General features: G+C 43.1%; 18 protein-coding genes. 7 read left to right on the top strand and 11 right to left on the bottom strand.

The features are described from left to right. The first annotated feature begins 178 nt into the window (after positions 1-178). Entirely contained in the window at positions 179-1,789 is a 1,611-nt protein-coding gene (gene groL / locus VPNCDNU1_RS12680) for a chaperonin GroEL (protein ID WP_104400643.1), read from the top strand. A 168-nt stretch (positions 1,790-1,957) separates the two neighbouring features. Here groL and VPNCDNU1_RS12675 read toward each other — a convergent pair whose 3' ends face one another. The 4 genes from VPNCDNU1_RS12675 to VPNCDNU1_RS12660 form a co-directional block, all read right to left on the bottom strand. After that, complete coding sequence (locus VPNCDNU1_RS12675; protein WP_174715140.1) at positions 1,958-3,103, bottom strand: Gfo/Idh/MocA family protein; 1,146 nt, start codon at positions 3,101-3,103, stop codon at positions 1,958-1,960. 57 nt (positions 3,104-3,160) lie between these two features. Then, positions 3,161-4,651, bottom strand: a complete 1,491-nt coding sequence (locus tag VPNCDNU1_RS12670) for a sugar ABC transporter ATP-binding protein (RefSeq protein WP_104400642.1) — start codon at positions 4,649-4,651, stop codon at positions 3,161-3,163. Positions 4,652-4,717: 66 nt separating this feature from the next. Next, a complete protein-coding gene (locus tag VPNCDNU1_RS12665) occupies positions 4,718-5,683 on the bottom strand; it encodes an ABC transporter permease (protein ID WP_237324128.1) in 966 nt (321 codons plus the stop codon). Between the two features lie 35 nt (positions 5,684-5,718). Further along, entirely contained in the window at positions 5,719-6,678 is a 960-nt protein-coding gene (locus VPNCDNU1_RS12660; protein WP_104400641.1) for an ABC transporter permease, read from the bottom strand. A 266-nt stretch (positions 6,679-6,944) separates the two neighbouring features. Between VPNCDNU1_RS12660 and VPNCDNU1_RS12655 the strand changes: the two genes are divergently transcribed. After that, positions 6,945-7,943: a sugar ABC transporter substrate-binding protein gene (locus VPNCDNU1_RS12655; RefSeq protein ID WP_237324127.1), complete on the top strand. Its 999-nt coding sequence runs from the start codon at positions 6,945-6,947 to the stop codon at positions 7,941-7,943. 34 nt (positions 7,944-7,977) lie between these two features. Here the strand turns inward: VPNCDNU1_RS12655 and VPNCDNU1_RS12650 are convergent, their stop codons facing one another. Then, entirely contained in the window at positions 7,978-9,687 is a 1,710-nt protein-coding gene (locus VPNCDNU1_RS12650; RefSeq protein WP_104400640.1) for an ABC transporter substrate-binding protein, read from the bottom strand. Positions 9,688-9,935: 248 nt separating this feature from the next. On the opposite strand from VPNCDNU1_RS12650, the gene VPNCDNU1_RS12645 reads away from it, so the two are divergent. After that, positions 9,936-11,555, top strand: coding sequence for a GMC family oxidoreductase (locus tag VPNCDNU1_RS12645; protein ID WP_104400639.1), 1,620 nt, complete (start codon positions 9,936-9,938; stop codon positions 11,553-11,555). After that, entirely contained in the window at positions 11,552-12,580 is a 1,029-nt protein-coding gene (locus VPNCDNU1_RS12640; RefSeq protein ID WP_104400648.1) for a Gfo/Idh/MocA family protein, read from the top strand. The genes VPNCDNU1_RS12645 and VPNCDNU1_RS12640 overlap by 4 nt, the downstream gene beginning before the upstream one ends. An 88-nt stretch (positions 12,581-12,668) precedes the next feature. Here VPNCDNU1_RS12640 and VPNCDNU1_RS12635 read toward each other — a convergent pair whose 3' ends face one another. Genes VPNCDNU1_RS12635 through VPNCDNU1_RS12615 form a run of 5 tightly spaced genes read right to left on the bottom strand, consistent with a single transcriptional unit; the run spans position 12,669 to position 18,790 of the window. Next, a complete protein-coding gene (locus VPNCDNU1_RS12635; protein ID WP_167404782.1) occupies positions 12,669-14,030 on the bottom strand; it encodes a dihydrolipoamide acetyltransferase family protein in 1,362 nt (453 codons plus the stop codon). A gap of 21 nt (positions 14,031-14,051) precedes the next feature. Next, complete coding sequence (locus VPNCDNU1_RS12630) at positions 14,052-15,515, bottom strand: NAD-dependent succinate-semialdehyde dehydrogenase (protein ID WP_104400637.1); 1,464 nt, start codon at positions 15,513-15,515, stop codon at positions 14,052-14,054. Next, positions 15,512-16,492, bottom strand: a complete 981-nt coding sequence (locus VPNCDNU1_RS12625) for an alpha-ketoacid dehydrogenase subunit beta (RefSeq protein ID WP_104400636.1) — start codon at positions 16,490-16,492, stop codon at positions 15,512-15,514. Before VPNCDNU1_RS12625 ends, VPNCDNU1_RS12630 begins: the two co-directional genes overlap by 4 nt. After that, positions 16,480-17,469 carry a thiamine pyrophosphate-dependent dehydrogenase E1 component subunit alpha gene (locus tag VPNCDNU1_RS12620; RefSeq protein WP_104400635.1) on the bottom strand — a complete coding sequence of 330 codons (990 nt, stop codon included), beginning with the start codon at positions 17,467-17,469 and terminating at the stop codon, positions 16,480-16,482. Before VPNCDNU1_RS12620 ends, VPNCDNU1_RS12625 begins: the two co-directional genes overlap by 13 nt. A gap of 16 nt (positions 17,470-17,485) precedes the next feature. Beyond that, positions 17,486-18,790, bottom strand: coding sequence for a M24 family metallopeptidase (locus tag VPNCDNU1_RS12615; RefSeq protein ID WP_104400634.1), 1,305 nt, complete (start codon positions 18,788-18,790; stop codon positions 17,486-17,488). 223 nt (positions 18,791-19,013) lie between these two features. On the opposite strand from VPNCDNU1_RS12615, the gene VPNCDNU1_RS12610 reads away from it, so the two are divergent. The 3 genes from VPNCDNU1_RS12610 to VPNCDNU1_RS12600 all read left to right on the top strand — a co-directional run bounded on the left by VPNCDNU1_RS12610 (position 19,014) and on the right by VPNCDNU1_RS12600 (position 22,386). After that, on the top strand, positions 19,014-20,054 hold the full coding sequence (locus tag VPNCDNU1_RS12610) for a LacI family DNA-binding transcriptional regulator (protein WP_104400633.1): 1,041 nt from the start codon (positions 19,014-19,016) through the stop codon (positions 20,052-20,054). A gap of 147 nt (positions 20,055-20,201) precedes the next feature. Beyond that, positions 20,202-21,137 carry a ribosome biogenesis GTPase YlqF gene (gene ylqF, locus VPNCDNU1_RS12605; protein WP_104400632.1) on the top strand — a complete coding sequence of 312 codons (936 nt, stop codon included), beginning with the start codon at positions 20,202-20,204 and terminating at the stop codon, positions 21,135-21,137. A 457-nt stretch (positions 21,138-21,594) separates the two neighbouring features. Beyond that, positions 21,595-22,386 carry an EAL domain-containing protein gene (locus VPNCDNU1_RS12600; RefSeq protein WP_167404781.1) on the top strand — a complete coding sequence of 264 codons (792 nt, stop codon included), beginning with the start codon at positions 21,595-21,597 and terminating at the stop codon, positions 22,384-22,386. Positions 22,387-22,448: 62 nt separating this feature from the next. On the opposite strand, the gene VPNCDNU1_RS12595 is transcribed toward VPNCDNU1_RS12600, so the two are convergent. Further along, positions 22,449-23,453, bottom strand: coding sequence for a CobW family GTP-binding protein (locus tag VPNCDNU1_RS12595; RefSeq protein WP_104400630.1), 1,005 nt, complete (start codon positions 23,451-23,453; stop codon positions 22,449-22,451). Positions 23,454-23,549 lie beyond the last annotated feature (96 nt).

Genomic DNA, 23,549 nt, shown 5'->3' with positions numbered 1-23,549 from the left:
ATTACTATTTACTTTGTAAATATTAATGATTAAAAAATACTCAAAATGGCTAATTGATCACATTGTATCGTTCATCATACTCAAGTTATGTTATCAGTATGTGATTTATTATTTGCAAACGTTTGCAAATAGGGACAAGATATTTCTAAGCAGAGCAACAAAAATCATGAGGGAGATTATGGATCAGGATCATTTAGAGTTTGGAGAGAAAGCTCGCCAACGATTACTTACTGGCGCTAACTTATTAGCGGATGCAGTAAAGGTAACTTTGGGACCTCGCGGACGAAATGTCGTTATGAGAAACTTCGATCAGCCGCCGATCATCACTAAAGATGGCGTATCAGTCGCTGAAAAAGTGGCCATAAAAGGTCAAATGGAAGAAATGGGCGCATCCTTAATGCGCGCTGTTGCCTCAAAAGCCAACGATGAGGCAGGTGATGGAACCACAACATCGACGGTTTTAGCGCAGGCTATTTTGAATCGAGGTTTCAAAGCCCAGGCCGCTAACTTCAATATCATTGATATAAAATATGGAATTGAAAAAGCCACGTCCGCTGCTGTTGATGCGTTAAAAGCCTTATCCATACCTTGCAACAACGAAAGTGACATTCAGAATGTTGCCACCATTTCCGCTAATAATGATTCTACCATTGGCAAAATTGTTGCCGATGCAATACGTTCTGTTGGTCAGCATGGCGTCGTAACCATAGAAGAAGGTCGTGGTTTCAATACGGAATTATCCGTTGTTAAAGGAATGCAATTTGGACGAGGCTACGTTTCTCCCCATTTCGTTAACGTTCAAGGGAAAATGCAAGTTCTTCATAAAACGCCGTTAATCATGTTAGTCGATGGCAAGTTACTCGACTATGACCAAGTAGTCCCCGCTATGGAGATTTGTGCCAAAAAGAATCGACCATTGTTTATCATTGCCGAAGAGATAGAAGGTGAAGCACTTTCAACACTTGTCGTCAATCATATGCAAAAAACACTCTCAGCGGTTGCTACTCGTTCGCCCGGTTTTGGGCCAAGGCGCTCTGCTATCCTTCAAGATATCGCCGCACTAACGGGGGCAACGGTTCTATCTGCAGAAACAGGATTAACACCAGGAGCAATTACAGAGTCCCATTTTGGATCGTGTGAGCGTCTAGAGCTGACTAAAGACCAATTCACCATTATTAAGGGGAATGGTACCGAAAGCGCTATAAATGAACGCATAGGAAAAATTAATGCGGAGATCATCGACTCTGAATCGGATTATGATCAGCAAAAAATGTCGGAAAGACGCGCCCGCCTTTCTGGTGGTATTGCGGTAATTGAAGTCGGCGCAGCAACGGAGACAGAAGTAAAAGAGAAGAAAGCCAGAGTAGAAGATGCGCTTCATGCTACAAGGGCGGCAATAGAAGAAGGTGTAGTGCCTGGCGGTGGTATAGCGTTGCTTAGAGTCGTAGAAAATTTAAGGCTTCCAACACCTCGTTCACCCGATGAGCAAGCAGGAATGAACATTGCGCTAGACGCAATGAAGGTTCCTTTTCAACAGATTATTACTAATGCAGGTCTAGACGCCGGTGTGCATCTCGAAAAAGTAAGCAATAAAGAAACGAATTTCGGATTGAACGCGGCAAGTAACGAATTTGGCGATATGGTTGAAATGGGCGTCATTGATCCAACTAAAGTAACTCGTATGTCCTTACAAACCGCGAGTTCAATTGCTGCATTGATGTTAACTACGGAAGCCCTAATCGGTGATACCGATCCGGACTATGTACCTTCACATCACCATGAACATTAATTGATTGAAGCCAAGTAACCTAACATTGCGACAGCATGTTACGACAAGGGTTACTTGGTGCTTATTGCCTACTGGTCTTAAGTGAACTAATTCCGACTATACGACAACTATAAATGGCAAGGATTGCACAAATCTATGCCCACATAAAATACGCAATAAATACGCGAATTAAACGCTCACCCAGCTTTTAAGTTTTACCGATTGCTGCATCGCATCGACGACTTTCATGATTTGGTAAGCCTCAAAAAAGTCACATTCATGTGGTTGATTGGTATTGTGGCAGTTTATCAATTCTGCCACCTCAATGATTTTTAAGTCGTTAAACCCTATTTGGTGCCCCGGAGCTGGGCAAAAATTGCCATAAGGTGGATGAGCCGGTCCCATTTCGATTTTGCGAAAGCCATTTTCCGGCTTTGCCTCAGTATTCTTCCAAAGCAACAACTCGTTCATTCTCTCTTGGTTAAAGATTATCGCACCTTCTGTTCCAGTGACTTCGAACTCTAGATCCATATTCCTACCAGACATTATCCAACTCACATCGATACTGCCTTGTAATCCGCTAGAAAACTCAATGAGAGAATGTGACACATCGTCTACAAAAGACTCCTTGTTCTGCACTGATTCGTCATTTCCCGACTTCTTACACGATCTCAATTTATGAATTGTTTTGCTCTGGGTGCAGACCGTACTAATGTCACCCACCAAATACCTTGCCATAGCGACAATGTGGCTTCCTATATCTGCAAGAGCTCCCCCACCATTTATCTCAGTGCGAAACGAATGGGGTACATCTTTTGGCATGTAGTATTCAGCATGACGCCCCCTAAAGCTAACTAGGTCGCCTAATTCGCCGGATTCAATGAGTTTTTTCGCATAGGCAATCAACGGATTTCGCAGGAAATTAAACCCAACCACGGTCACCACTTTTTTATCGGAAGCCGCTTTCACCATTCTTTTCGCCGCTTCAAGATTTGTGGCTAACGGCTTCTCACAATACACCGTTTTTCCTGCGGCAATCGCTGCGAGCGCCATTTCTTCATGAAATATATTTGGGGTCGTTATAGCAATAATATCAATTAATTCGTCGGAAATAAGTTCTCTCCAATCGCTAGTTGCGCGCTCAAATCCAAGTGCTTTTGCGTTTTTATTCGCGCTTATTTGATCAACATCTGCCAATGAATAGAGTTCAATCGGGATTTCTATATCGAATAACCCTGATACCGAACGAAAAGCATGGGCATGGCATCGCCCCATAAAACCAGCCCCGATCAAGCCAATTCGCACAGGTTCGACCTTTTTACTTATACTTTCCATGCATCCTCACTTTGTCTCGATCGCCTTCGCTCTGCTAACTTAAATTGCTCAGCTAAGTTAAAAAGACACCGCATTAATTAAGTTTTTCTCAGTCATTGCACTACCCGACAATTCCTTTGTAATACTTCCTTCTGAAAGCACTAAAATTCTGTGGCTTACGCCAATAACTTCTGGCATTTCTGAGGAAATGACGATAACCGCCAACCCATTTTCAGCTAGAGAAGCGATCAACTCGTGAATCGCAGACTTAGAACCAACATCAATGCCTCTCGTGGGTTCATCTAAAATGATCAATTTAGGATGAGTAGACAGCCATTTAGCGAGCACAAATTTTTGCTGATTTCCACCAGACAGATCCTCAACTCGCTGGTTTGGACCCGTCGTTTTTATATCAAGTAAATTTTTATATTTAACAAAAAGCGAGGATTCTTTTGAATGATTTAAAACGCCAAGAGAAGAAACTGACTTAAGGTTTGGTAAAGAAATATTGCTCTTCCCTCCCATTCCTAATATCAACCCTTGTTCTTTTCTACTTTCCGGAACCAACGCCATTCCGGCATCAATGGCTTCACGTGCAGAGCTAAACTGTACTTTCATTTCGTTAAAAGAAACGTTCCCACTATCGGGCACTTTCAAGCCAAACAATGTTTCGGCAATTTCAGATCGTCCTGCACCGACAAGACCATACAGGCCAAGTACCTCTCCTGAGTTTACTGAAAAAGTAATATTTGAAAATTCCCCAGCTTTCGACAACCCATCAACCTTTAAAACTGGGGTGCCATGTGTCGAATTCGCTCTTATGAAATATTTATCTATAGTCCGCCCAATCATTTTTGTTGTGATGTCGCCGGCATCCGTCGATTCAGTTGGTAAAGTCGCTTGCAAAACACCATCTTTAAGAACCGTAATCTTGTCTGTAATTTCGAAGATTTCATCCACTTTATGACTGATGTATACAATAGCGGCCCCCTGTTCCTTTAACCGCCGAATGGTTAAGAACAGTTTATCTTTTTCTGAATCCGTTAATGATGCAGTAGGCTCATCGAACACGATGATTTTTGCGTTGTACGCATACACTCTCGCGATCTCAACCATTTGCTGTCGAGCGATGGAGAGATCTTTCACTAAATCAGTCGGTTTGAAATCACAACCAAGTTGATTTAAGGCAAGCTGGGCTTCTTGGTTCAGCGCATCCTTTTTCACCACTCCAAAGGCATTGGTTGGCCATGCTCCTAAATAGATGTTCTCCGCTACCGATAGCTCTGGCGAAAGTGAAAGCTCTTGGTGAATGAGCAATATCCCATTCTCGATTGCGGATTTCGGGGTTGGAAACACTACAGAAAGGTCCGATAAAAAAATTTGCCCCTCATCAGGCTGATAAACACCTGCGAGAATTTTCATTAAGGTTGATTTTCCAGCTCCATTCTCACCAACCAATGCATGTACATCTCCGGCCTTGAGATCAAAACTCACCTCATTTAACGCAACAACGCCAGGGAATCGTTTTGTAATGCTTCTAAGAGATAACGTGGGTGGGTTCTTATCCATAAATTCCTACCTATTATGTTCCCAAACATCGCTCATGTTTCTAGGAGAGTTTCGTCTGAATCTTAGTTAGCCAGAACTTCGACCAACCAGTACTTTGTCGAGTATCAACGCTAGTATGAGCACAGACCCCATCACAATTAGCTCAATGTAGTTAGGCGTATTCATTAATCTCAGTCCGTTTTGAATCACCGACAGCGTGAGTATTCCGCCAAGCGTTTTCCACATACTCCCATACCCACCTTGCATCCGCGTGCCCCCTAAAACCACGGCAATTATCGCCCAAAGCTCCCAGATTTTTCCGGCATTGGGTTCTGCAGTTCCTAAACGCATAGACAATAAAACACCCGCAATGGCGGCCATAAGACCGCACAGTACAAAATTGATGGTCTTGTGTTTTTTTACGTTTATTCCAGCAACATGAGCAGCCTCTACATTGTCGCCAACGGCATAAGCTTCTCGCCCATGTCGAGTTGAAGAAAGCATCCATTGGAAAAAGAAAACGAGCGCTAAAAAAATCAGTGCTGTTATGGATAACGGACCAAAGTAGATCTCGGGGTATTCGGTATAGCGAAAATCTTCTACCATTAGTGCGTTTTCACCTGTATAGACAAAGACGATACCCCGAATTCCTATCAATCCACCAAGCGTGACGACAAAAGAATGCATGCCCGACATCGTAACTAAAGTGCCATTCAGCAGTCCGAGTAAAGCGCCCGAGCCTAACGCGCATATAACAGCAGGCCACACGCCAATATGCGTTTGTAACCCAATAGCAAGTGCACTCGCCAAAGCCAAAATCGCGCCAACGGACAAATCTATTTCACCGTTGATCATCACCAGCGTCATGCCAATCGCAATAATTCCTATAAATGCAGCCTGCGTTGCAACATTACTTAAATTGTTTAAGGTAAGAAAATAAGGAGAGGTAAAAGAGAAACAAATCATGGTTAGTATCAGGAATAACCAAATGTGATTTTTCGCCAGTTTCATCAAGACCTCTTGTGTCCGTGAACCTTTCAAGACGTTATTCACAGTGCTCTTCCTTGCGGTTGTAACTGCCGTATTCCTCAAGCGATTACCCTCCCACGCTGTGCTGCTAAATCTATCCAAACAGCAACAATGATAATCACCCAAGTCACTAGCCACTGAACATAGTAAGGAAAGCCAAGCAACAATAAACCGTTCTGGATAAATCCAAGCATGCATATTCCGATTACGCTGCGCCAAATGGTGCCACTTCCTCCCATGAGAGAAGTTCCTCCCAAAATAATTCCTGCCAAGACTGTCAGTTCATATCCTTGTCCAATCGTATTTTGCGCGCCCATCACACGGCTCGCCATAATAATGGCGGCTATTGACGTCGTGAGCCCTGATATAACAAAAGTGACTAGGACACACATAGACGTTCCTATCCCCGAAAACAAACTGCCTATTTCGTTTCCACCAACGGCATAAATAGATCGCCCAAAGCCCGTTCGCTTTAAAACAAAACTCGCAATTAGTGCTGATGAAAGAAAAATCCAAACCGGAACAGGTATACCCAATAGCTCTTCACGCCCAAAAAACGCAAACCACGTAGTTTGTGAATCGGAAACGTTGACGTTGGCTCCCCCAGAATAGAGCAGCGTTAAACCTTGAAGAAGAGAGAGCATTGCAAGCGTGACAATCAGAGCATTAAGCCCCATTACACCGACAAAGTAACCATTAACAGCACCAATAAAAACACCGCAAGCGAGTGTGATCAAAATGGCGGGCAAAGGACCAATTTGGTTATGTAAATCAACCATGATGACAGTGAGTAAAGTCAGCATGGAGCCCACAGAAAGGTCTAACCGAGCGCTGATAACAACGAACGTTGCACCGATTGCCATCATTCCAGTGATAGAAACTTGCCTCATCACATCGAGAATATTATTCGCTGTTAGAAATGAAGGTACATTTACTGTAACGACAGATAGGAATAGTAAAAAGGCGACCAATAATCCGTTTGACCGCATTAGTGATATGACACGTTCCCTGCTTGTCATTACACACTCCAATGTTAATCACTTGTTAATAGAATCGATTATGTCATGAGCGTACATTTTGTGTTTTTAAAAATATCCATAATGGATATTCAGGTAAAAACAAAATATCCATTATGAATATTCTTTGCCTTGTAAATGCGTAGTAAAGGTCAATCATGGATAGGGATTAACCTTTAACAGGTGACTTGCTTACAAGACTAATAGTTGAAGCATTCACTCTTCATAAAGGCAATGGATGACCTGATGTAATACAGAATGGAGGCTACATGAAGTTGCAAAAACGTATACTTAAGAAACTTTCACTACTCATATCCACAACACTAATATGTTCAACATCCTTTGCATCGGATGCGCCAGATTGGTTGGGAGGAGAACTAAAAAAACCACTGAGCGAAACAAGAATTGGGATAACCGTACTTTACCCAGGATCAAACGCTTATCAGGCTAAATACGCAGAAACCGCGGAAAAGTACACCAAGGAACTCGGGCTAAAAGCAACGGTTATGGATCCCCAAGGTGATCCAGCGACTCAATTTAATCAACTTCAAGATATGATCTCTCAGCGGTTCGATGTGATTGTACTTTGGCCTACATCGCAAAATGCCCTCATCCCAGCAGTTAGGCAAGCAACGCGCTCCAATATTCCCGTTGTCACATCGAACTCGCCAATCGGAGAAGCTGGAAGACGATACATTGCAGCACATACGGGGCCTGATGATTGCTCCCAAGCAGAGCAGGCTGCAGAAATGCTTGGCGATTCTTTAGGCGGTAAAGGGAACATTGTGGTCGTTGAAGGTACGCCGGGTTATACCGTTTCAATTCTTAGGAAAAACTGCTTCTTAGACAAGATTGAAGACCGCTACCCAAATATTACTATTCTTGCTAGCCAAACAGCAGAATGGAACCGAGAGAAAGCACAAACCGTTATGGAAACGTTCATTACTAAGTTCGGTGACAAAATTGATGGCGTTTATGCATTCGATGACGGCATGGGGCTTGGGGTTATCAGCGCCTTACAGGGTGCAGGCAAAAAGCCTGGTGATGTAAAAGTCGTCACGTGCAACTTATTTGGAGAAGGTTGGGATGCGATTAAAGCCGGTTGGGAGACGGGGTCTAACAAACAGTCTCCAATCGACGACGCAATTCTCGCGATTCAAACCGCCGTTAAAGTGGCAAATGGTATTGATGTACCTAAACTCAGCACTATTGAAACACCGAAGATCCAAGCAAACAATGTAAACCAGTTTGAGCGACCTAGTTGGTAGACGCACCGCTTCACTTCTTATTATTTAGCCAGTCTCAAAGCTGGCTTTTTTTATATCTCCCCGTTTCAATCATTATCTGATTAATGCGGAATTGCGCTGATTCCAACCCTTCTTCTGGAGATTTAACATCCCTCAAGATTGCGTGGATCTCTTCCCCTAATATATGAGTGATGTCGCTAAATTCAGGTATGGAAACTCTTGGCCACACTTGAATTTGACCTTTCTTTTCCAATGAGTCTACCGTATTTATCACTGAACTGAATTCCACTACCTCCTCATCTGCACTTGTAGAAAATCGTGGGCTCGAAAAGCTGCCATTAAGTGTATACCACTTCATCATCTCGGGTGTTGTAAGGTAAGACATCATTTGCCATGTCGTACCTAAATGTTCTACTGGTAAATTGGATGGAATAGCAAGTGAGAAACCACCTATTGGGGATATAGGCTTACAACCGACGTTTGGTGGTGCGACACAATAACCAACGTTACCATTTGCTGGGCTGTCTGGATTCAGCTCGAAGAATCCTGCGCGAATAGACCAACCAAACGTAAATGCCGTCTCGCCTTCAGAGAATAAACGTATCCTTTTATCCCAATCGCATTTAAGGCTGGCTGGGTGTGCGAGCTTAAGCAATGATTTCAAATAGTGAACCGCTGCAAGCGCTTCCTTTGAATCTAAACAAGGTTTGAAGTTATTTGCTTGCAAATTTTCGGTATCAAAATCGTCACCTACTTTTGGTAAATTGATGACGGCCTTTCCAAAGGACGCGAGTATTTGAAGGAAAGTATGAGCGACAGGCGTACCGGATCCACAATTCAGTATGATTCCATACGTTTCGGGATGGCATTGTTGAAGCTGAATCAATGTATCCAATAAATCTTGGGTGGTTTTAGGAGGAGATAATCCCAATTCTTCAAGCATATCTCTGCGATAAAATAAAAGCTCTGCTGTAGGTTGAATAGGAATACCATATTGCTCTCCTGCTAGCATTGATGCTCGCCATGCAGCAGTATGAAAATCATTGTGATTAAAAGACTTCTCTTCAATAAATTGAGTAAGAGGTAACAACATATTCTTAGACACAAACTCGCCAAACCAAGGAAGATCAACAGCAATTAAGTCGTATTGAGATTCCGCACGTTGGGCATTTGCAATTATCTCGTCGTGAAGTTCGTCTAGGGCCAAATTGACGATTTTCAATTTCCCACCGCACAATTCATTTAATGTTGAAGACAAATCACTAAGGGTTCTGAAGGTTGGATCTGACGGGCATAAGATTTTTAACACCCTCTCGTAACCCAAACCATCTTTAAGGACACTGGGGTATGGAATGGTTCTTTGCCCCATATATGCGCCACCAAAATAGAAGTCTCGCTGATCAGAGTGAAATCCAAAAGTACTTCCCACAAGCCCTTTGAGTTGAAAAGCAAACGCTTCAAATTGCTTAATCATTTTTTCCGTGGGGTGAATAGAAAATGATTTCCCCGTTTTCGTCTTTATTCTTTTAAGCAACATACCTTCGTCAATTAACTCGTTAATCCTTCGCATAGCTGTTGCATACGGAACATTAGACGCCATAGCAAGAGACGTCACAGTGATGAGCTTCCCCTCAAAATGACGACGAACACAGTAGGCAATAATATTCCAACGAGGATCAACAGATGACAATGGATGAGTGAACTCTGTTAGTGTTCGAGATGACTCAACGAAGCTCAATATCCTTATCAATTCTTCCTTTGTCATAAACCAGTTCCTTTGAATCAATAGTCTTACAGGTACACGTTTTCCAACTCAGGGAAAATATCAATCAATTGAACATTTTCTCTAAGGTGCACACTCTTTCATCATATCTGTGATCCGTTGTTGCGTCCTTCCAATTATTGATAAACAAACAATTGAAATATCCATTTTGGATAACTCCGATGTGCGGTGTTTTGGGCAACTATGAAAAACTCATTCAAGGAATGGTTAACGTTACAGGGATAGGTTAAATGAACTCAAGTGAGTACGATTTTGTTGTGATTGGAGCAGGCTCTGCAGGTTGTGTCGTTGCAGGTAGGTTAAGTGAGGCTGGATATCAAGTACTCCTTCTTGAAGCAGGAGGTGCAGATAAAAGTCCATGGATACATATTCCTCTAGGCTATGCCAAGCTCTATAACAACCCTAAGCTCAATTGGTGTTATGAGTCAGAACCTGAGCCAGAATTGTATGGTCGAAAATTGCATCAGCCAAGGGGAAAAGTGCTCGGTGGCACGGGTTCTATCAATGGTATGATCTACATGAGAGGTCAGCCCGACGATTTTAACCGATGGTTAAAAAATGGCTGTGAAGGCTGGGGCTATGACGACGTTCTGCCTTACTTTAAAAAGTCTCAACATCAGGTTCGTGGTAGCGATTACTACCATAGTGAAGGTGGACCCGTGTGGGTATCTGACCTCCCCTCAACTCACCCCCTGGCCGATGCGTTTAGTCTTGCGTCCGTTCAATTAGGTTCGAAGCAAAACGACGACTTCAATGGGGACACTCAGTTAGGTACTGGCTATGTGCAAGTTACAACAAAGCACAGTAAGCGCTGGAGTACCGCTGCGGCATACCTTCGTTCCAATTTCTCACAAAATATTACCGTCACAAAACATGCGCTTGTTGAGCGAATAGAACTTAATGCCTCAAAATCTCGTGCAGTAGGTGTAACGTATAGAGACAAACACGGAAGCTTGCATACTGTTCCCGCGAGTAAAGAAGTAATTCTCTGCGGAGGAACGTTTAATTCGCCAAAGATTCTTGAGCTGTCTGGCATCGGTGATCCTAAAATTCTAGCAAAGCATAACATTAAGCTAGCGCACCCCCTTAAAGGTGTTGGTCAAAATCTCCAAGACCATTTTGGTGTCGGTCTCGAATTTAAAAGTAACAGCAAAGATACCGTTAATGATCTTGCTAATAGCCTCATAAAGAGGTCGTGGGCAATGTTGCAGTATTTGCTCTTTAAATCTGGACCTATGGCGAGTAACGGCAATTATTCCAATACCTTTATTTCAACAACTTGTGATGACATACATCCCAATATGATGGTTACCTTTATGGCTTGGTGTACTGGCGAGGATTTACAGCCACGTCCTTTCTCTGGCTTTACAATTTTGGCAGAGCACATTCAGCCCGAATCCCGTGGAACAGTGCACATAGCGTCCAATAACCCTAAAACACCACCCGCTATTCAATTTAACTTCTTGTCAACGGACAACGATAAAAAAGCAGCCATTGCTGGTGCAAAGTTCGCTCAAAAAATTGCAGACACCAAACCAATGAGTAACTACGTCAAAGACTTTGTCAGCCCTAAAAAAAGGTGTGTGACGGACGAACAATGGTTAGAGCACTGCCGGAAAACAGGCTTATCGTTATTGCATCCAGTAGGTACATGTAAGATGGGACCGAGCAGCGATTCTTTGGCCGTGGTCGACCCAAAACTTTGTGTTCATGGGATCGATAAGTTAAGAGTCATAGACGCGTCGATTATGCCTACTATCGTATCTGCAAACACAAATGCTGCATCTATTATGATTGGTGAAAAAGGAGCCGCCCATATTTTAGAAAAATGGCAGAGGACACCATCATGATTCGCCTTGGCATTATAGGTTCAGGGCGAATGGGGAAAATATACGCCTCCGCCATTTCAGACCATTGCGATGCTACTGTCGGGGCGATAGTCAGCCGGAACATAAACAATGCATCCGCATTATGCCAACAATTTGGAGGAATGCCTTTCGATGATGTCAGGTCTGCACTATTAAAAAGTGATCTTGACGCCGTCATCATTTGCTCACCAACCCGATTTCACTCTGAACATATTGAAGTTTGCTGTGATTTCGCGCTCCCTATTTTATGCGAAAAACCAATAGACATTCATGTCGATAAAGTACAAGCAGTCGCGACGCGCGTTGTGCAAAGTGGCATCCCTTTCATGGTAGGGTTTAATCGTCGCTTCGATCCTCAAGTCTTCGAGTTGCAAACACAGATTAAAAAAGGGCGCTTAGGGCGTCTTCGTATGCTGCTATTGACTAGCAGAGATCCGTCACCTCCAACGCTCGATTATTTAAAGCTCAGCGGAGGGTATTTTTGCGACAGCACTATACATGACATTGATCTCGCGTGCTGGATAACGGGTGAGAAGCCTATATCAGTTAATTCAGTCGGCAGCACCTTATTTAACAAAGATATCGCTTCAATTGGCGATAAAGATACGACAATGACGTTGTTAAAAATGCCAAGCGGAACATTGGTACACATAAACAATTGCCGTGAGTGTCGTTACGGTTTCGATCAACGAATTGAGGTCTTTGGGGACAAAGGTATGCTTCAAACAACAAACCAAACCGAGACTTGCTTACTTGTCTCGAACAACCAAAACTACCAGAGTTCTTCTTTACTCAAACACTTTTTTCTTGAGCGCTACCAAAGGTCATTTGTGCTTCAACTCGATGATTTCATTCAGTCGGTCAACAACCATACTCCTATATCTACCACGCTCAAAGATGGGTTGAATGCGTTGATTATTGCTCAGGCATGCCAACAGAGTTCGGAGATAAACCAATGGGTCACTCCACACTATGATGAACAAAAAATGGTGATGAACAAAAAATGATGATGAACAAAAAATGAAATGTTCATCATCACGCGAATTTAAAGTGCAAGTAATGTAAACGGTGAACTAGGTTTAACGCTAAGCAGCGTTAAACCTTTACCTCATCTTGCCATGGGTGTTGAATCAATATTTCAGAGATTCTGTTTAAGAAGGCTCCGGAGTATCCACCATCAACAGCGCGGTGATCAAATGATTGAGTTAACATTCCTTGGCTTGAAATACCGACCGATTCTTGTCCATTGCATTCAAATACAGCAGGTTTCCTCGCAATGGCATCGACAGATAAAATGGCTACTTGAGGAACATTGATGATCGGTGTGGTGAAAGCCGTGCCATAAACACCATTATTTGAAAGTGTATAAGTGCCTCCCTGAAGCTCATCAGCACTCAACTCGTTGTCCCTCGCTTTTCTCGCTAAATAAGCTATCTTCTTTGCCAACCCTGATACATTGTAATCGGCTGCATTTTTAATCACGGGCACAACAAGCCCTTTATGATTTAAGTCAACAGCAATACCTAGATGGATATCTCTCGACGTAATAAGCGTTTGATCCTCTAAACGGCCATTAAGGTCAGTAAATTCGGTCAACGCTATGCAAACAGCACGGGCGATAAAAGCAAGTGGTGTAAGACTGCATCCATATTTTGTCTTAAATGCTTCTTTATGTTGAAGCCTAGTCCTCTCTACAGCGTCAAAACAAACATCAATACCTTGTGCAACATGAACGGCTTCATCAACCGACTTCGACATTTGATGGGCAATCATTTTTCGCATGTGGTTGAAAGGTTTAACCGTCTCGAATTCTGAATACGAATTCGGTACCGAAAGTTCAGCCTGTGTTTCAATAGCGGGATGAAAGTCGTTGTTAATAGCAGACCCGGTTTCAACGGTCGTACTATCTAAGTGGTCTAAGACATCTTGCTTTGTTATTCGGCTGTGTTTACCTGTCCCCGCAATATCAGAAGCATGAAGATTGTGTTCTCCGAGTAATCGCCGCACGGCGGGTGATAGCGCATCCGATACATGCTTTTGCTCCAATGACATCCATTGAAGTACGTCTTTTTTTGTTATCCGATTATCTAAACCCGAACCTACAATATCATCCAAATCAACGTTGTTATGCTTGCACAAGTATTTTACGGCAGGTGATTTTAAGCCTTTATAGGTGCCTTCAGTCGGCTCAGTAACGCTAGTTTCTTCGACGGTACATAAAGAATGAGCCTCCTCACCTTCGACATTCAAAGTCGCAACAGGTAATCCAACATCGATAACTTCACCCACTTGAGCATGCTTTTCAACAAGAGTGCCATTTTCGACCGACGGCACTTCCATTGTTACTTTATCGGTTGAAATTTCAAAAAGTGTTTCACCTTTTTTTACTTCGTCACCAACTTCTTTGCACCAAAGAATGATTTCCCCTTCTGTCACGGTTTCCCCGAGCTGGGGCATTACAATATCCATATTATTGCCTCATAAATTTGGGGAGCCTGGCCAATCAAGAGCGATGTACTGGGTTTCTAAAAACTCTCCCATCCCCATCTCACCACCTTCCCGACCAATACCACTTTGCTTCATCCCGCCAAACGGGGCTGCAGGGTCCGATATCACGCCTTTATTGATTCCTACTACACCGGCTTCGATTTGCTTCGCGACATTGACTGCGCGAGGAATATTTTCAGACATGACATAAGCTGCTAATCCAAAAGGTGTGTCATTCGCTAGTTTGACTACTTCTTTTTCCGAATCAAACGGAATAACAACGGCTACAGGTCCAAAGATTTCTTCTTCTAATATTTCACAGTTACTCGGAAGGTCGCAAAGTACGGTTGGCCGGCAAAAGAACCCCTTGCCTCTCCATGAGTTTCCACCGATAACCAATGTTGCTCCTTTTTCCACGGCATCTTGAACTAGGTGTTCCACTTTAGATTGCGTTTGTTTATTCACCATAGGACCAACATCAACATCCGCATCCATTCCAGAGCCAATATTAAGTTGTTCCATTTTAGTAGCTAAGAGTTCGTAGAATGATTTGTACAGGTTTCGAGCGACGTAAATTCGATTTGCTGCGATACATGATTCACCTGCATTTCGTATTTTCGCTACAAGCGTTTGTTCTACGGCTTTCACCAGATTTGCATCATCAAGCACAATGACAGGCGCGTTACCTCCAAGCTCCATTGACGTATTCACAACACGATCCGCTGCATTGTGAAGCAATGTTCTCCCTACTTCAGTTGAGCCTGTGAAAGAGAGCTTAGCGATTCGCTCATCGGCAAACATAACTTGAGATACTTTTCTAGCGCTGATAGAGGGTAGAACAGAAACAACACCATCAGGTACGCCAACTCGCTTTAGTAGATCGGCGATATACAAAGCAGTTAATGGTGTTTCTGTAGCAGGTTTGAGGATAACGCTGCACCCTGCTGCCAATGCGGGGGCAATCTTTCTTGTTGCCATCGCAGCGGGAAAATTCCAGGGTGTCACAAGATAGGCTATCCCTACTGGATGCTGACACACCATGATTGCTTTATCACCATTGGGGGCGGGTGACATTGTTTGATTAAGTTGAATCGCTTGTTCTGAAAACCAGCGAAAGAATTCAGAAGCATAGTTCACTTCTCCTTTGGATTCAGCAAGTGTTTTCCCCTCTTCCAAAGTGATGATCTTAGCGATGAGTTCTTTTTCATCTTGCATCAGCTGGTACGCTTTTCTCAGAATCTCTCCTCGCTCTCTGGGCGCGGTTTTCTTCCATATTTTCAGCCCCTTTTCAGCGCTGTCTATGGCTGCTTCTACATGCTTTTCGTTCGCAGAAGCGACATACGTAAGAAGCTCTTCGTTTGCAGGGTTATAAACAGGGATATCGCGACTTTGGCTGTTGAACCACTTTCCACCAATAAATACACCGGTTGGCACCTTAATACCGTCGACAATCATATTGACACCACCTTTCTTACTTCATCAATGATCCGATCAACGGAAGGGATGACATGGTCTTCTAAATTATCGGCGGCAGGCAAAGGGATATGGGGCGTTGTGATGCGACTTATCGGTGAATCCAGTTCAAAAAAACATTCATTTCCAACAATAGAGGCAATTTCCGCCCCCCAACCACATAACTGAGGATTTTCCTCTACGGTGACTAACCTAGACGTCTTCTTTACATCATTAAGGATGGTATCCACATCAAGTGGGACGAGGCACCTTAAATCAATAACCGAGCAATCTATCCCCTCTTCTTTAAGTTTTTTTGCCGCTTTTTCGGCTCTTGGAACCATTGCAGCTAAGGCGACGATTGTAACGTCACTTCCATAGCGGATTTGGTTAGCTTTCCCCAGCTCAACAACATGCTCGCCATCTGGTATTTCGCCTTTCATCGCGTAAAGAGATTTGTGTTCAAACACAATGACCGGATCAGGATCTCGAACAGCTGCGGCGAGCAGCCCTTTAGCATCCGCTGGATTAGAAGGTGCAACAACCTTAATTCCCGGTATCATCATTGCCCAATTTTCTAAACTTTGTGAATGCTGCGCCCCAAAGCGAGATCCTGCACCGTTTGCGGTTCTAATCACAAGCGGAATCGTCAATTGTCCATCAGTCATGTACCGAGCTTTTGCAATTTCGTTAGCAACCATATCCCAACAAACGGCCAAAAAATCTGAGAACATTATTTCAGCAATGGGTTTAAGCCCTGTCATCGCCGCCCCCATCGCCGCACCTAATATGGCTTGTTCGGATATAGGGGTATCCCTAACTCTCTCTGGACCAAATTCTTCATACAGACCAACCGTTGCTTTAAATACGCCTCCTGCTGCCGCGACATCTTCACCTAGAAATACGACATCATTGTCACGTCGTAACTCCTGGGCAATCCCCTCTGCAACGGCCTCTCGGTAGCTGATTAGCTTCGCCATTCCCAACCTCCATTTGCCCAAACATCTTTAAAACACAACGCCTCCGATGGAGCTGGAGATGTTTTTGCCTTTTCCGTGGCTTCGTCAATTTCATTTTCGACTTCAGCTTCTAGCTGTTCTATTCGGTTTTTATCCACCCCTTGTTGAAGCAAACGATCCCGATAGATATCAATGGGGTCATACGCGAGCCATTTTTCTAGCTCTTCCTTAGGGCGGTATTTTCCGGGGTCTGCACGTGAGTGCCCTTGGTGACGATAGGTTTTGGCTTCGATTAAACTAGGACCTCCGCCTTGCCTCGCTTTTTCAATCGCCGACTGAGCCACTTCAAACATTGCATCGGCATCATTTCCATCAACAATGATGGATTCTAAGCCATACGCTGAAGCGCGATCAGCCGCTGGATGCTCAACCGCTGTTACATTACCGATTGGCGTGTATTCCATATAAAGGTTGTTTTCACACACAAAGACAACGGGCAAAGACCAAATAACAGCGAAGTTAAGTGCCTCGTGGAATGCACCAATATTGGTTGTACCATCACCAAAGAAAACAACCGTGACTTCACCGCTTTCTTTGTATTGGCTTTTCCATGCACTTCCAGTTGCAATACAAAGTTGCGCTCCGATAATAGCGTATGAACCCATGGCACCATGCTCGACACTCGTTAAATGCATAGAGCCACCTTTACCACTAAGAATCCCGCCTTCGCGACCCATTAATTCAGCAAACAAAGCCGACATATCAGCACCACGGACCAAGGTGTGCGTATGGCCACGATAGGTGCAAAAGGTATAATCGCCCTTTTTCATCGCTACACCAAAGCCAGCAGCTACCGCCTCCTGACCCATAGCTAAGTGATTCGTTCCCTTCACTAAATTTTGTAAGAACAGATCAGAGGCGCGTTGTTCAAACCCGCGGGCTCTGAGCATGGTCTTGTATAGCGACCATTGAATTTCCTCTGTAATTTCTAGGGGCATTTGTTTCTTCCTTGAATCAGTATTTATTTGCAATAAATAGGTCTTGCGCTGGAAACAACGTAATCACTTCAGATCCAGTCGCTGTGACGACAACTTCTTCTTCGATTCGAGCTGCTCCGTTGCCATCTGCCGAAGGACAATATGTTTCAAGGGCAAACACCATACCTTCTTGAAGTTCAAATGGATGTTCCATGGAGACTAAACGGCTAATAATGGGACGTTCGTGTAATGCTAGCCCTATTCCATGACCAAACTGCAAACCAAAGGCTTCCATTTCACTCGCAAAACCGAACTCTTCCGCTTTTGGCCAAACCGCGGCAATTTTATCTGTCGTCATTCCTGGGCGAATGAGATCAATGGCTGCATCTATCCACTCTCTCGCTTTTTTGTATGCATCCATTTGTGCCTGACTTGCACTGCCCACATTGAGCGTGCGGTAGTAGCAGGTCCGGTAGCCCATAAATGAATGAATAATATCGAAGAAGGCTTGATCACCAGGGCGGTACATTCGGTCAGTAAAGTTGTGAGGATGCGGATTACCTCGCTCACCGGAAATCGCGTTGATGGCTTCGACATCATCAGATCCGTTGTCGTATAAGAATTTATTAACAAGTCCAACGCTTTCATTTTCGCGTTTTCCCGGCTTAAGCTCACACGCCAATTCGTGATAAGCACCGTCAACCATCGCCGCAGCCATATTCAAAAGAACGACTTCATCCATCGATTTTATTTGTCTCGCTTCCAACATGAGTTGTTGGCAATCGCGGATTTCTAACCCTTCCGCTTTTAATGCTTCAAGCATTGGGAGTTCAGCAACATCAACACCAACTGGCATATCTGCAACGCCTTCTGCCACCAGCAAATCTTTAATTTCTTTGGCTGCTTTTTTAAAAAGCCCAGCTTCCTCGCCCATCGAACCACGTAATCCAAGCATCCCAGATTTAAAGTGCTCTGCATCGATTAACGGTTGATATAACTGGTGGTGCTTGGCAGCAGAGCCGAAATCCCATAAATAGGGATCTGAGTTTCCCGTGAAAAGAGAGTATCGGGCAATTTTGTCTCTTGCCCACTCTCCTATTACCGTACTCGTGAGGTATCGAATATTGTTGTTATCAAAGCAAAGAACCGCACCAAATTCCGACTTTTCAAGAACTGTCTGTACACGTCCGACCCGATACCGATGCAAACGATTGAAGTCTACTCTTTGCTCAAAATCCACGCTCATCTTCCCTGGCGCTGGAATCTTCTTAGACCAGTCCCAACCTGGCTCTATATCACTTTCTCGAACTATCCTTGGTTCTGTGGGTTTGACAATTTCCATAAACATTCCTTTGTTATTAATGCAAACGTTTGCAAACAAATTCCAAATAATAAGCCGTATCCGTACTATCCTATGTCTTAGAACACAGGCTACATTTAGATAGGCTTCAGCTTGCAAACGATTGCAGCACATAGTAGATTAATTGTCAATCATGTAATTAACATTATGTTTACATCATTTTCTCTATTCGCCAAAGTGCGAATAATAAAGTAAGGGATAAAGATTGAGCTCCTCACGAAGTACAAATAAGAAACGAGTAACCGTTAAAGACGTTGCTAATGCCTTGAATATTAACGCATCTACAGTTTCTCGTGCTTTAAGCCCCGATAAACAGCACTTAGTATCAGATCGAGTTGTAGAGCAGGTAATTAAGAAAAGTCGAGAAATGGGTTACAGCGTCAATCCCCTTGCTTCAGCACTTAAAAAAGGTTCAACGAAAACAATTGGTGTCATGATCCCCGACATCTTGAATCCGATGTTTCCCCCACTCATCAATCAGATTCAACAACGCGCTCATAAATTGGGGTATACACTGACGTTTGCTTACACAGAAAATAATTCCTTAATTGCAATGGAAGAATTAAAGCGACTTGTTTCCCGAAACGTTGATGGAATCATAATGGCATCTGCTTTTCGTGAAGATCCTACCGTTGAGTATTGTCAGCAAATGCATATTCCACTTGTGCTACTTACACGATCAGTTGATTCACTCGTCACCGACCAAATACTTGTTGATGACAATGAAGGAATTCACCAACTCACTTCGCATCTATATAAATTGGGTCACCGAAAAATTGCTCATATTGCAGGACCAAGTGAGATTTCTTCTGGCTTTAACCGAAGATTGGCATTTAAAGCCGCTGCCGAGATGTACGATCTTCAACCCACATTAGTACAAGCTTCAGCGTTCTCTGAAGAAGCTGGTCACAATGCTTCTATAGAGCTGTTTGAGAAACACCCAGAAACAACCGCTGTAATAGCAAGCAATGACTTGTTGGCGTTGGGTTGCATTGGTGAACGAGAAAGCCAGGGTGTCCACTGTCCAGATGACATTTCTATTACTGGTATCAATGACATGCCATTTTTAGACTGGTTTAGAATCCCGTTAACTACGTTGTCTATTCCTAATGTCGAAATGGCAAATGAAGCTATCAATATGTTAGTGAATCAAATTAAAGCAGGGACGGAAGAAGTATCTCCTCGTAAGGTTTTGTTACAGCCAAAACTTGTCGTTCGTCAATCAACAAGAAAGCTCAATAGGTAGAGCTTTCTCACTTGCTCTTCTAATAAGGGTTAATCCTTTACGACTTTGTTAACGCAGTAATCGGCTTTAAGCATTACAATCTGCCTTTACTCTTCATTTTTTGGCTTTACAATGAGCCCAAACTCTTTATTTCCCTAGGTTCTCTCTATGTCAATTCAATGGTTTCCGGGCCACATGCACAAAGCCCGAAAAGAGATCGAAGAAGTCATTCCTCAAGTCGACGTTATCATCGAAGTATTGGATGCAAGAATTCCTTTCAGTTCTGAAAACCCAATGATCTCTTCACTTCGTAAGGACAAACCCTGCGTAAAAGTCCTTAACAAACGTGACCTTTCCGATCCTGCCATGACCGATTACTGGATAGAGCACTTCGAAAAAGAGAAAGGTGTAAAAGCCATGGCGATCACAACCTCTAACCCACAAGAAGTCCATAAGATAATGGAATTGTGTCGTAAGTTAGCGCCTCACCGTGAGCAGATGGGTAAAAACATTCGAACGATGATTATGGGGATACCAAACGTCGGTAAATCTACCATCATTAACACTTTAGCGGGTCGTACCATAGCAGTTACAGGGAATCAGCCTGCGGTTACTCGTCGGCAGCAGCGCATAAACTTGCAAAATGGGATAGTGTTGTCGGATACACCTGGAATCCTTTGGCCAAAAGTTGAGAACCCTCACAGTGGATTTAGGCTTGCTGCTACTGGAGCAGTAAAAGATACCGCGATGGAATATGATGAGGTTGCTTTTTACACCGTTGAGTACTTGGCCGAGCAGTACCCTAACCTTCTAAAAGAGCGCTACCAATTAGATGAACTGCCTACTTCAGATATTGAATTGATGGAAGAAATTGGTCGTAAGCGTGGTGCACTTCGCTCAGGCGGTCGTGTCGATTTACATAAGGCATCGGAAATCCTTCTTCATGAGCTACGAAGCGGTACCATTGGTCAGATTACTCTGGAACGCCCAGAGATGATTACGCAAGAACTCATCGAAGTAGAAAAAGAAGCGGAACGAAAGGCTGAAGAAAAAATCAAGAAAAAAGAAGAACGCCGTAAACGTTACCTGAAAAACAAGCGATAACCCCATCATCTAATTCAGCACCTCACTTTAAGCAGATCATCCGGTCTTCTTATTGTGAGGTGAATATTCCTCTAAAAGATCCTCCAAGTTAGGTTTGTAATTTCCGTTTTGGCTGGCAGTTTCTAGATTTGATTGCCATGCTTATATCGACAGTGAGCCTTCAAAGCGATGATTTCTCACAATTTAAGCTACTGGAATTCCTGTATTCCATGAAGATTTTATTCTGTATACACTTGTAGTTAGTTAATGTAATGGTTTTCATTTTTGGGACACCTTTATGAACTATCGCCCAAACTATCCAAGACATACTGTGATAGCTTGCTGGTAATTTGATATAGTACTTAGGCTTATGAACAATAAATTAGGTTATTGTACTTACCACCCGGTAAAAACATAACCTCAAGTTGCTTGTCTATTAATGGTTGTTGTTTAACCTTTAATGCTTACTAGGTTGCTTATGATTTTAAATAATCGTGAAGAGTTTAATGCACATTGTTTTATAAACGATGCGGGGCTGCATTATGCAAAATACGACAATTTGATCATTACAAGTGCTTTTCAGGCAATCATGACACCAGCAATGCAGCCTTTCGCCTATGAAGCCCTCGCGAGATTTAGCAATGAAAAGACAGGGGAAAATATCCGTCCTGATATTTTGTTCGACTCAGAACAGGTTTCTATCGCCAAAAAAATCAATTTAGATCGCCTCACTCGTGCAATTCATGTAAGAAACTTTGCTCAATCTAACAAAACGAGTCTTAAATTGTTTTTAAACGTTCTCCCTGTTTCAGGCGAGTACAATGCTTTTATGGCGATTAAAGCCAGCTTGCTTGAAAAAAGAATCATTGAGCTCGGAATGAGTACAAAGCAAATTGTGATGGAAATTGTTGAAAGTGCGGCTTTCGACGACCAACTACTGCTTGATGCCACTCGCTCAATGCAGAATACTGGCTTTCAAGTCGCAATGGATGACTTTGGTGTAAAATCATCCGACTTTGAGCGTCTCAATTTGTTAAAGCCTGAGATAGTTAAAATCGATCGATCCTTGTTGCTTGACTATATGTGTGAGAATACAACAGCGCTATTGGAAATAGTACGAGTGTCTAAAAATATTGGTGCAAAAGTCATCATTGAAGGGGTTGAAGAAGAAGCCCAGTACAACGCCATGAAAGCATTAGATATAGACTTCTATCAAGGGTATTTGTTTTCAATGCCAGAACCCCTTAAGTGTGCTGCAAAAGTAAAATAGTCGACATCTTGCAGACAACGCTGAATTGCACAAATTGAATTGGAGGCTCTTTTTGTTTCCCTTTACGTCAACCCACAAATTCCTAAAAGGACAGATTCTAGCTGATCCCATGGCATTAGCTGCGTGTCGATAACTTCTATACGAGTTTCAAAACCCTCTAGGCTTATCTGGTTTACAGAAATGACGCCATTGGCATTATTAATGGAGTAACAGCCCTTGTCCGTATTAATGACACCTTTTACTCGCTCTGCTGTTAAATCACGCAACATGCTCATTAAGAGTTCAAAATTGAAGACACATTCTGAACCAAATACCCAACCACAACTATAAAAGCCCTGCCCTCTATTTTCCTTTCTAACATAAGTTTGATCAGGAGAGAGGATAAATTCAGGTGAGTCTATTGTATGTTCATGTTGATCAGCGCTCACTGTATCGGACGACGAAGAGTGATGACTTGCTTTAGATGATGGTTCAACTCGCCCATTTCTTTCAATGTTAAGGGATTCAAAATCCAAGACGCCGTTCTCGGTTACTATTGACAGCTTTATGCCTTCTTGTCGTTTAGCCCAATCTTTAAAGTAATGTAAATCAGACTCGGTGCACTCATCTGCTTTGTTTGCTACCACAACATCTGCGCTTGCGAGTTGGTCATTAAAATTCTTATTGTCTAAGTATTTTTCAATTTGGAGATTTCGAGGATCAACGAGAGCAATCGTGGCTTTTAAATCCACATATTTTTCGTATTGCTCGGAAAGCAGCGTAGAAATGACTTGTTTAGGGTGGCCTAGCCCCGTCGGCTCAATGATCAAGCGATCGGGTTTCTGACGTAACAAGGCCGTAATTCCCACGGACATTGGAACCCCCGCAGTACAGCACATGCAACCACCAGGAACTTCTTTAATTAGTGCCCCTTGGTCGGTCAAAAGCGCCCCGTCGATGCCAATTTCTCCAAACTCATTAACTAAAACAGCCCAAGATTCATTCTCTGGCTTATTTTTTAACAAATTAAGAATTGCCGTTGTTTTCCCTACACCTAAAAAACCAGTGATAATATTCGTTGGAACCATCGTATTTCCTTTGGGCAAGCGTTGTTTAGTCTTAAGCAGCGCGGCATTATACCCATAATGTTATATTATTACACTTGTCATTTTCTTGTAGAGTTT

The sequence above is a fragment of the Vibrio penaeicida genome (genome assembly GCF_002933855.1).
Classification (GTDB): domain Bacteria; phylum Pseudomonadota; class Gammaproteobacteria; order Enterobacterales; family Vibrionaceae; genus Vibrio; species Vibrio penaeicida_A.
Note: the sequence above shows the minus strand (reverse complement) of the source record. Positions and strands in the feature narration are given on the sequence as shown.

Excerpts from the sequence above, each read along its gene's own strand:
- groL (WP_104400643.1), top strand. The coding sequence starts at position 179 with ATGGATCAGGATCATTTAGAGTTTGGAGAGAAAGCTCGCCAACGATTA.
- VPNCDNU1_RS12675 (WP_174715140.1), bottom strand. The coding sequence starts at position 3,103 with ATGGAAAGTATAAGTAAAAAGGTCGAACCTGTGCGAATTGGCTTGATC.
- VPNCDNU1_RS12670 (WP_104400642.1), bottom strand. The coding sequence starts at position 4,651 with ATGGATAAGAACCCACCCACGTTATCTCTTAGAAGCATTACAAAACGA.
- VPNCDNU1_RS12660 (WP_104400641.1), bottom strand. The coding sequence starts at position 6,678 with ATGACAAGCAGGGAACGTGTCATATCACTAATGCGGTCAAACGGATTA.
- VPNCDNU1_RS12655 (WP_237324127.1), top strand. The coding sequence starts at position 6,945 with ATGAAGTTGCAAAAACGTATACTTAAGAAACTTTCACTACTCATATCC.
- VPNCDNU1_RS12650 (WP_104400640.1), bottom strand. The coding sequence starts at position 9,687 with ATGACAAAGGAAGAATTGATAAGGATATTGAGCTTCGTTGAGTCATCT.
- VPNCDNU1_RS12645 (WP_104400639.1), top strand. The coding sequence starts at position 9,936 with ATGAACTCAAGTGAGTACGATTTTGTTGTGATTGGAGCAGGCTCTGCA.
- VPNCDNU1_RS12640 (WP_104400648.1), top strand. The coding sequence starts at position 11,552 with ATGATTCGCCTTGGCATTATAGGTTCAGGGCGAATGGGGAAAATATAC.
- VPNCDNU1_RS12635 (WP_167404782.1), bottom strand. The coding sequence starts at position 14,030 with ATGCCCCAGCTCGGGGAAACCGTGACAGAAGGGGAAATCATTCTTTGG.
- VPNCDNU1_RS12630 (WP_104400637.1), bottom strand. The coding sequence starts at position 15,515 with ATGATTGTCGACGGTATTAAGGTGCCAACCGGTGTATTTATTGGTGGA.
- VPNCDNU1_RS12625 (WP_104400636.1), bottom strand. The coding sequence starts at position 16,492 with ATGGCGAAGCTAATCAGCTACCGAGAGGCCGTTGCAGAGGGGATTGCC.
- VPNCDNU1_RS12620 (WP_104400635.1), bottom strand. The coding sequence starts at position 17,469 with ATGCCCCTAGAAATTACAGAGGAAATTCAATGGTCGCTATACAAGACC.
- VPNCDNU1_RS12615 (WP_104400634.1), bottom strand. The coding sequence starts at position 18,790 with ATGGAAATTGTCAAACCCACAGAACCAAGGATAGTTCGAGAAAGTGAT.
- ylqF (WP_104400632.1), top strand. The coding sequence starts at position 20,202 with ATGTCAATTCAATGGTTTCCGGGCCACATGCACAAAGCCCGAAAAGAG.
- VPNCDNU1_RS12600 (WP_167404781.1), top strand. The coding sequence starts at position 21,595 with ATGATTTTAAATAATCGTGAAGAGTTTAATGCACATTGTTTTATAAAC.
- VPNCDNU1_RS12595 (WP_104400630.1), bottom strand. The coding sequence starts at position 23,453 with ATGGTTCCAACGAATATTATCACTGGTTTTTTAGGTGTAGGGAAAACA.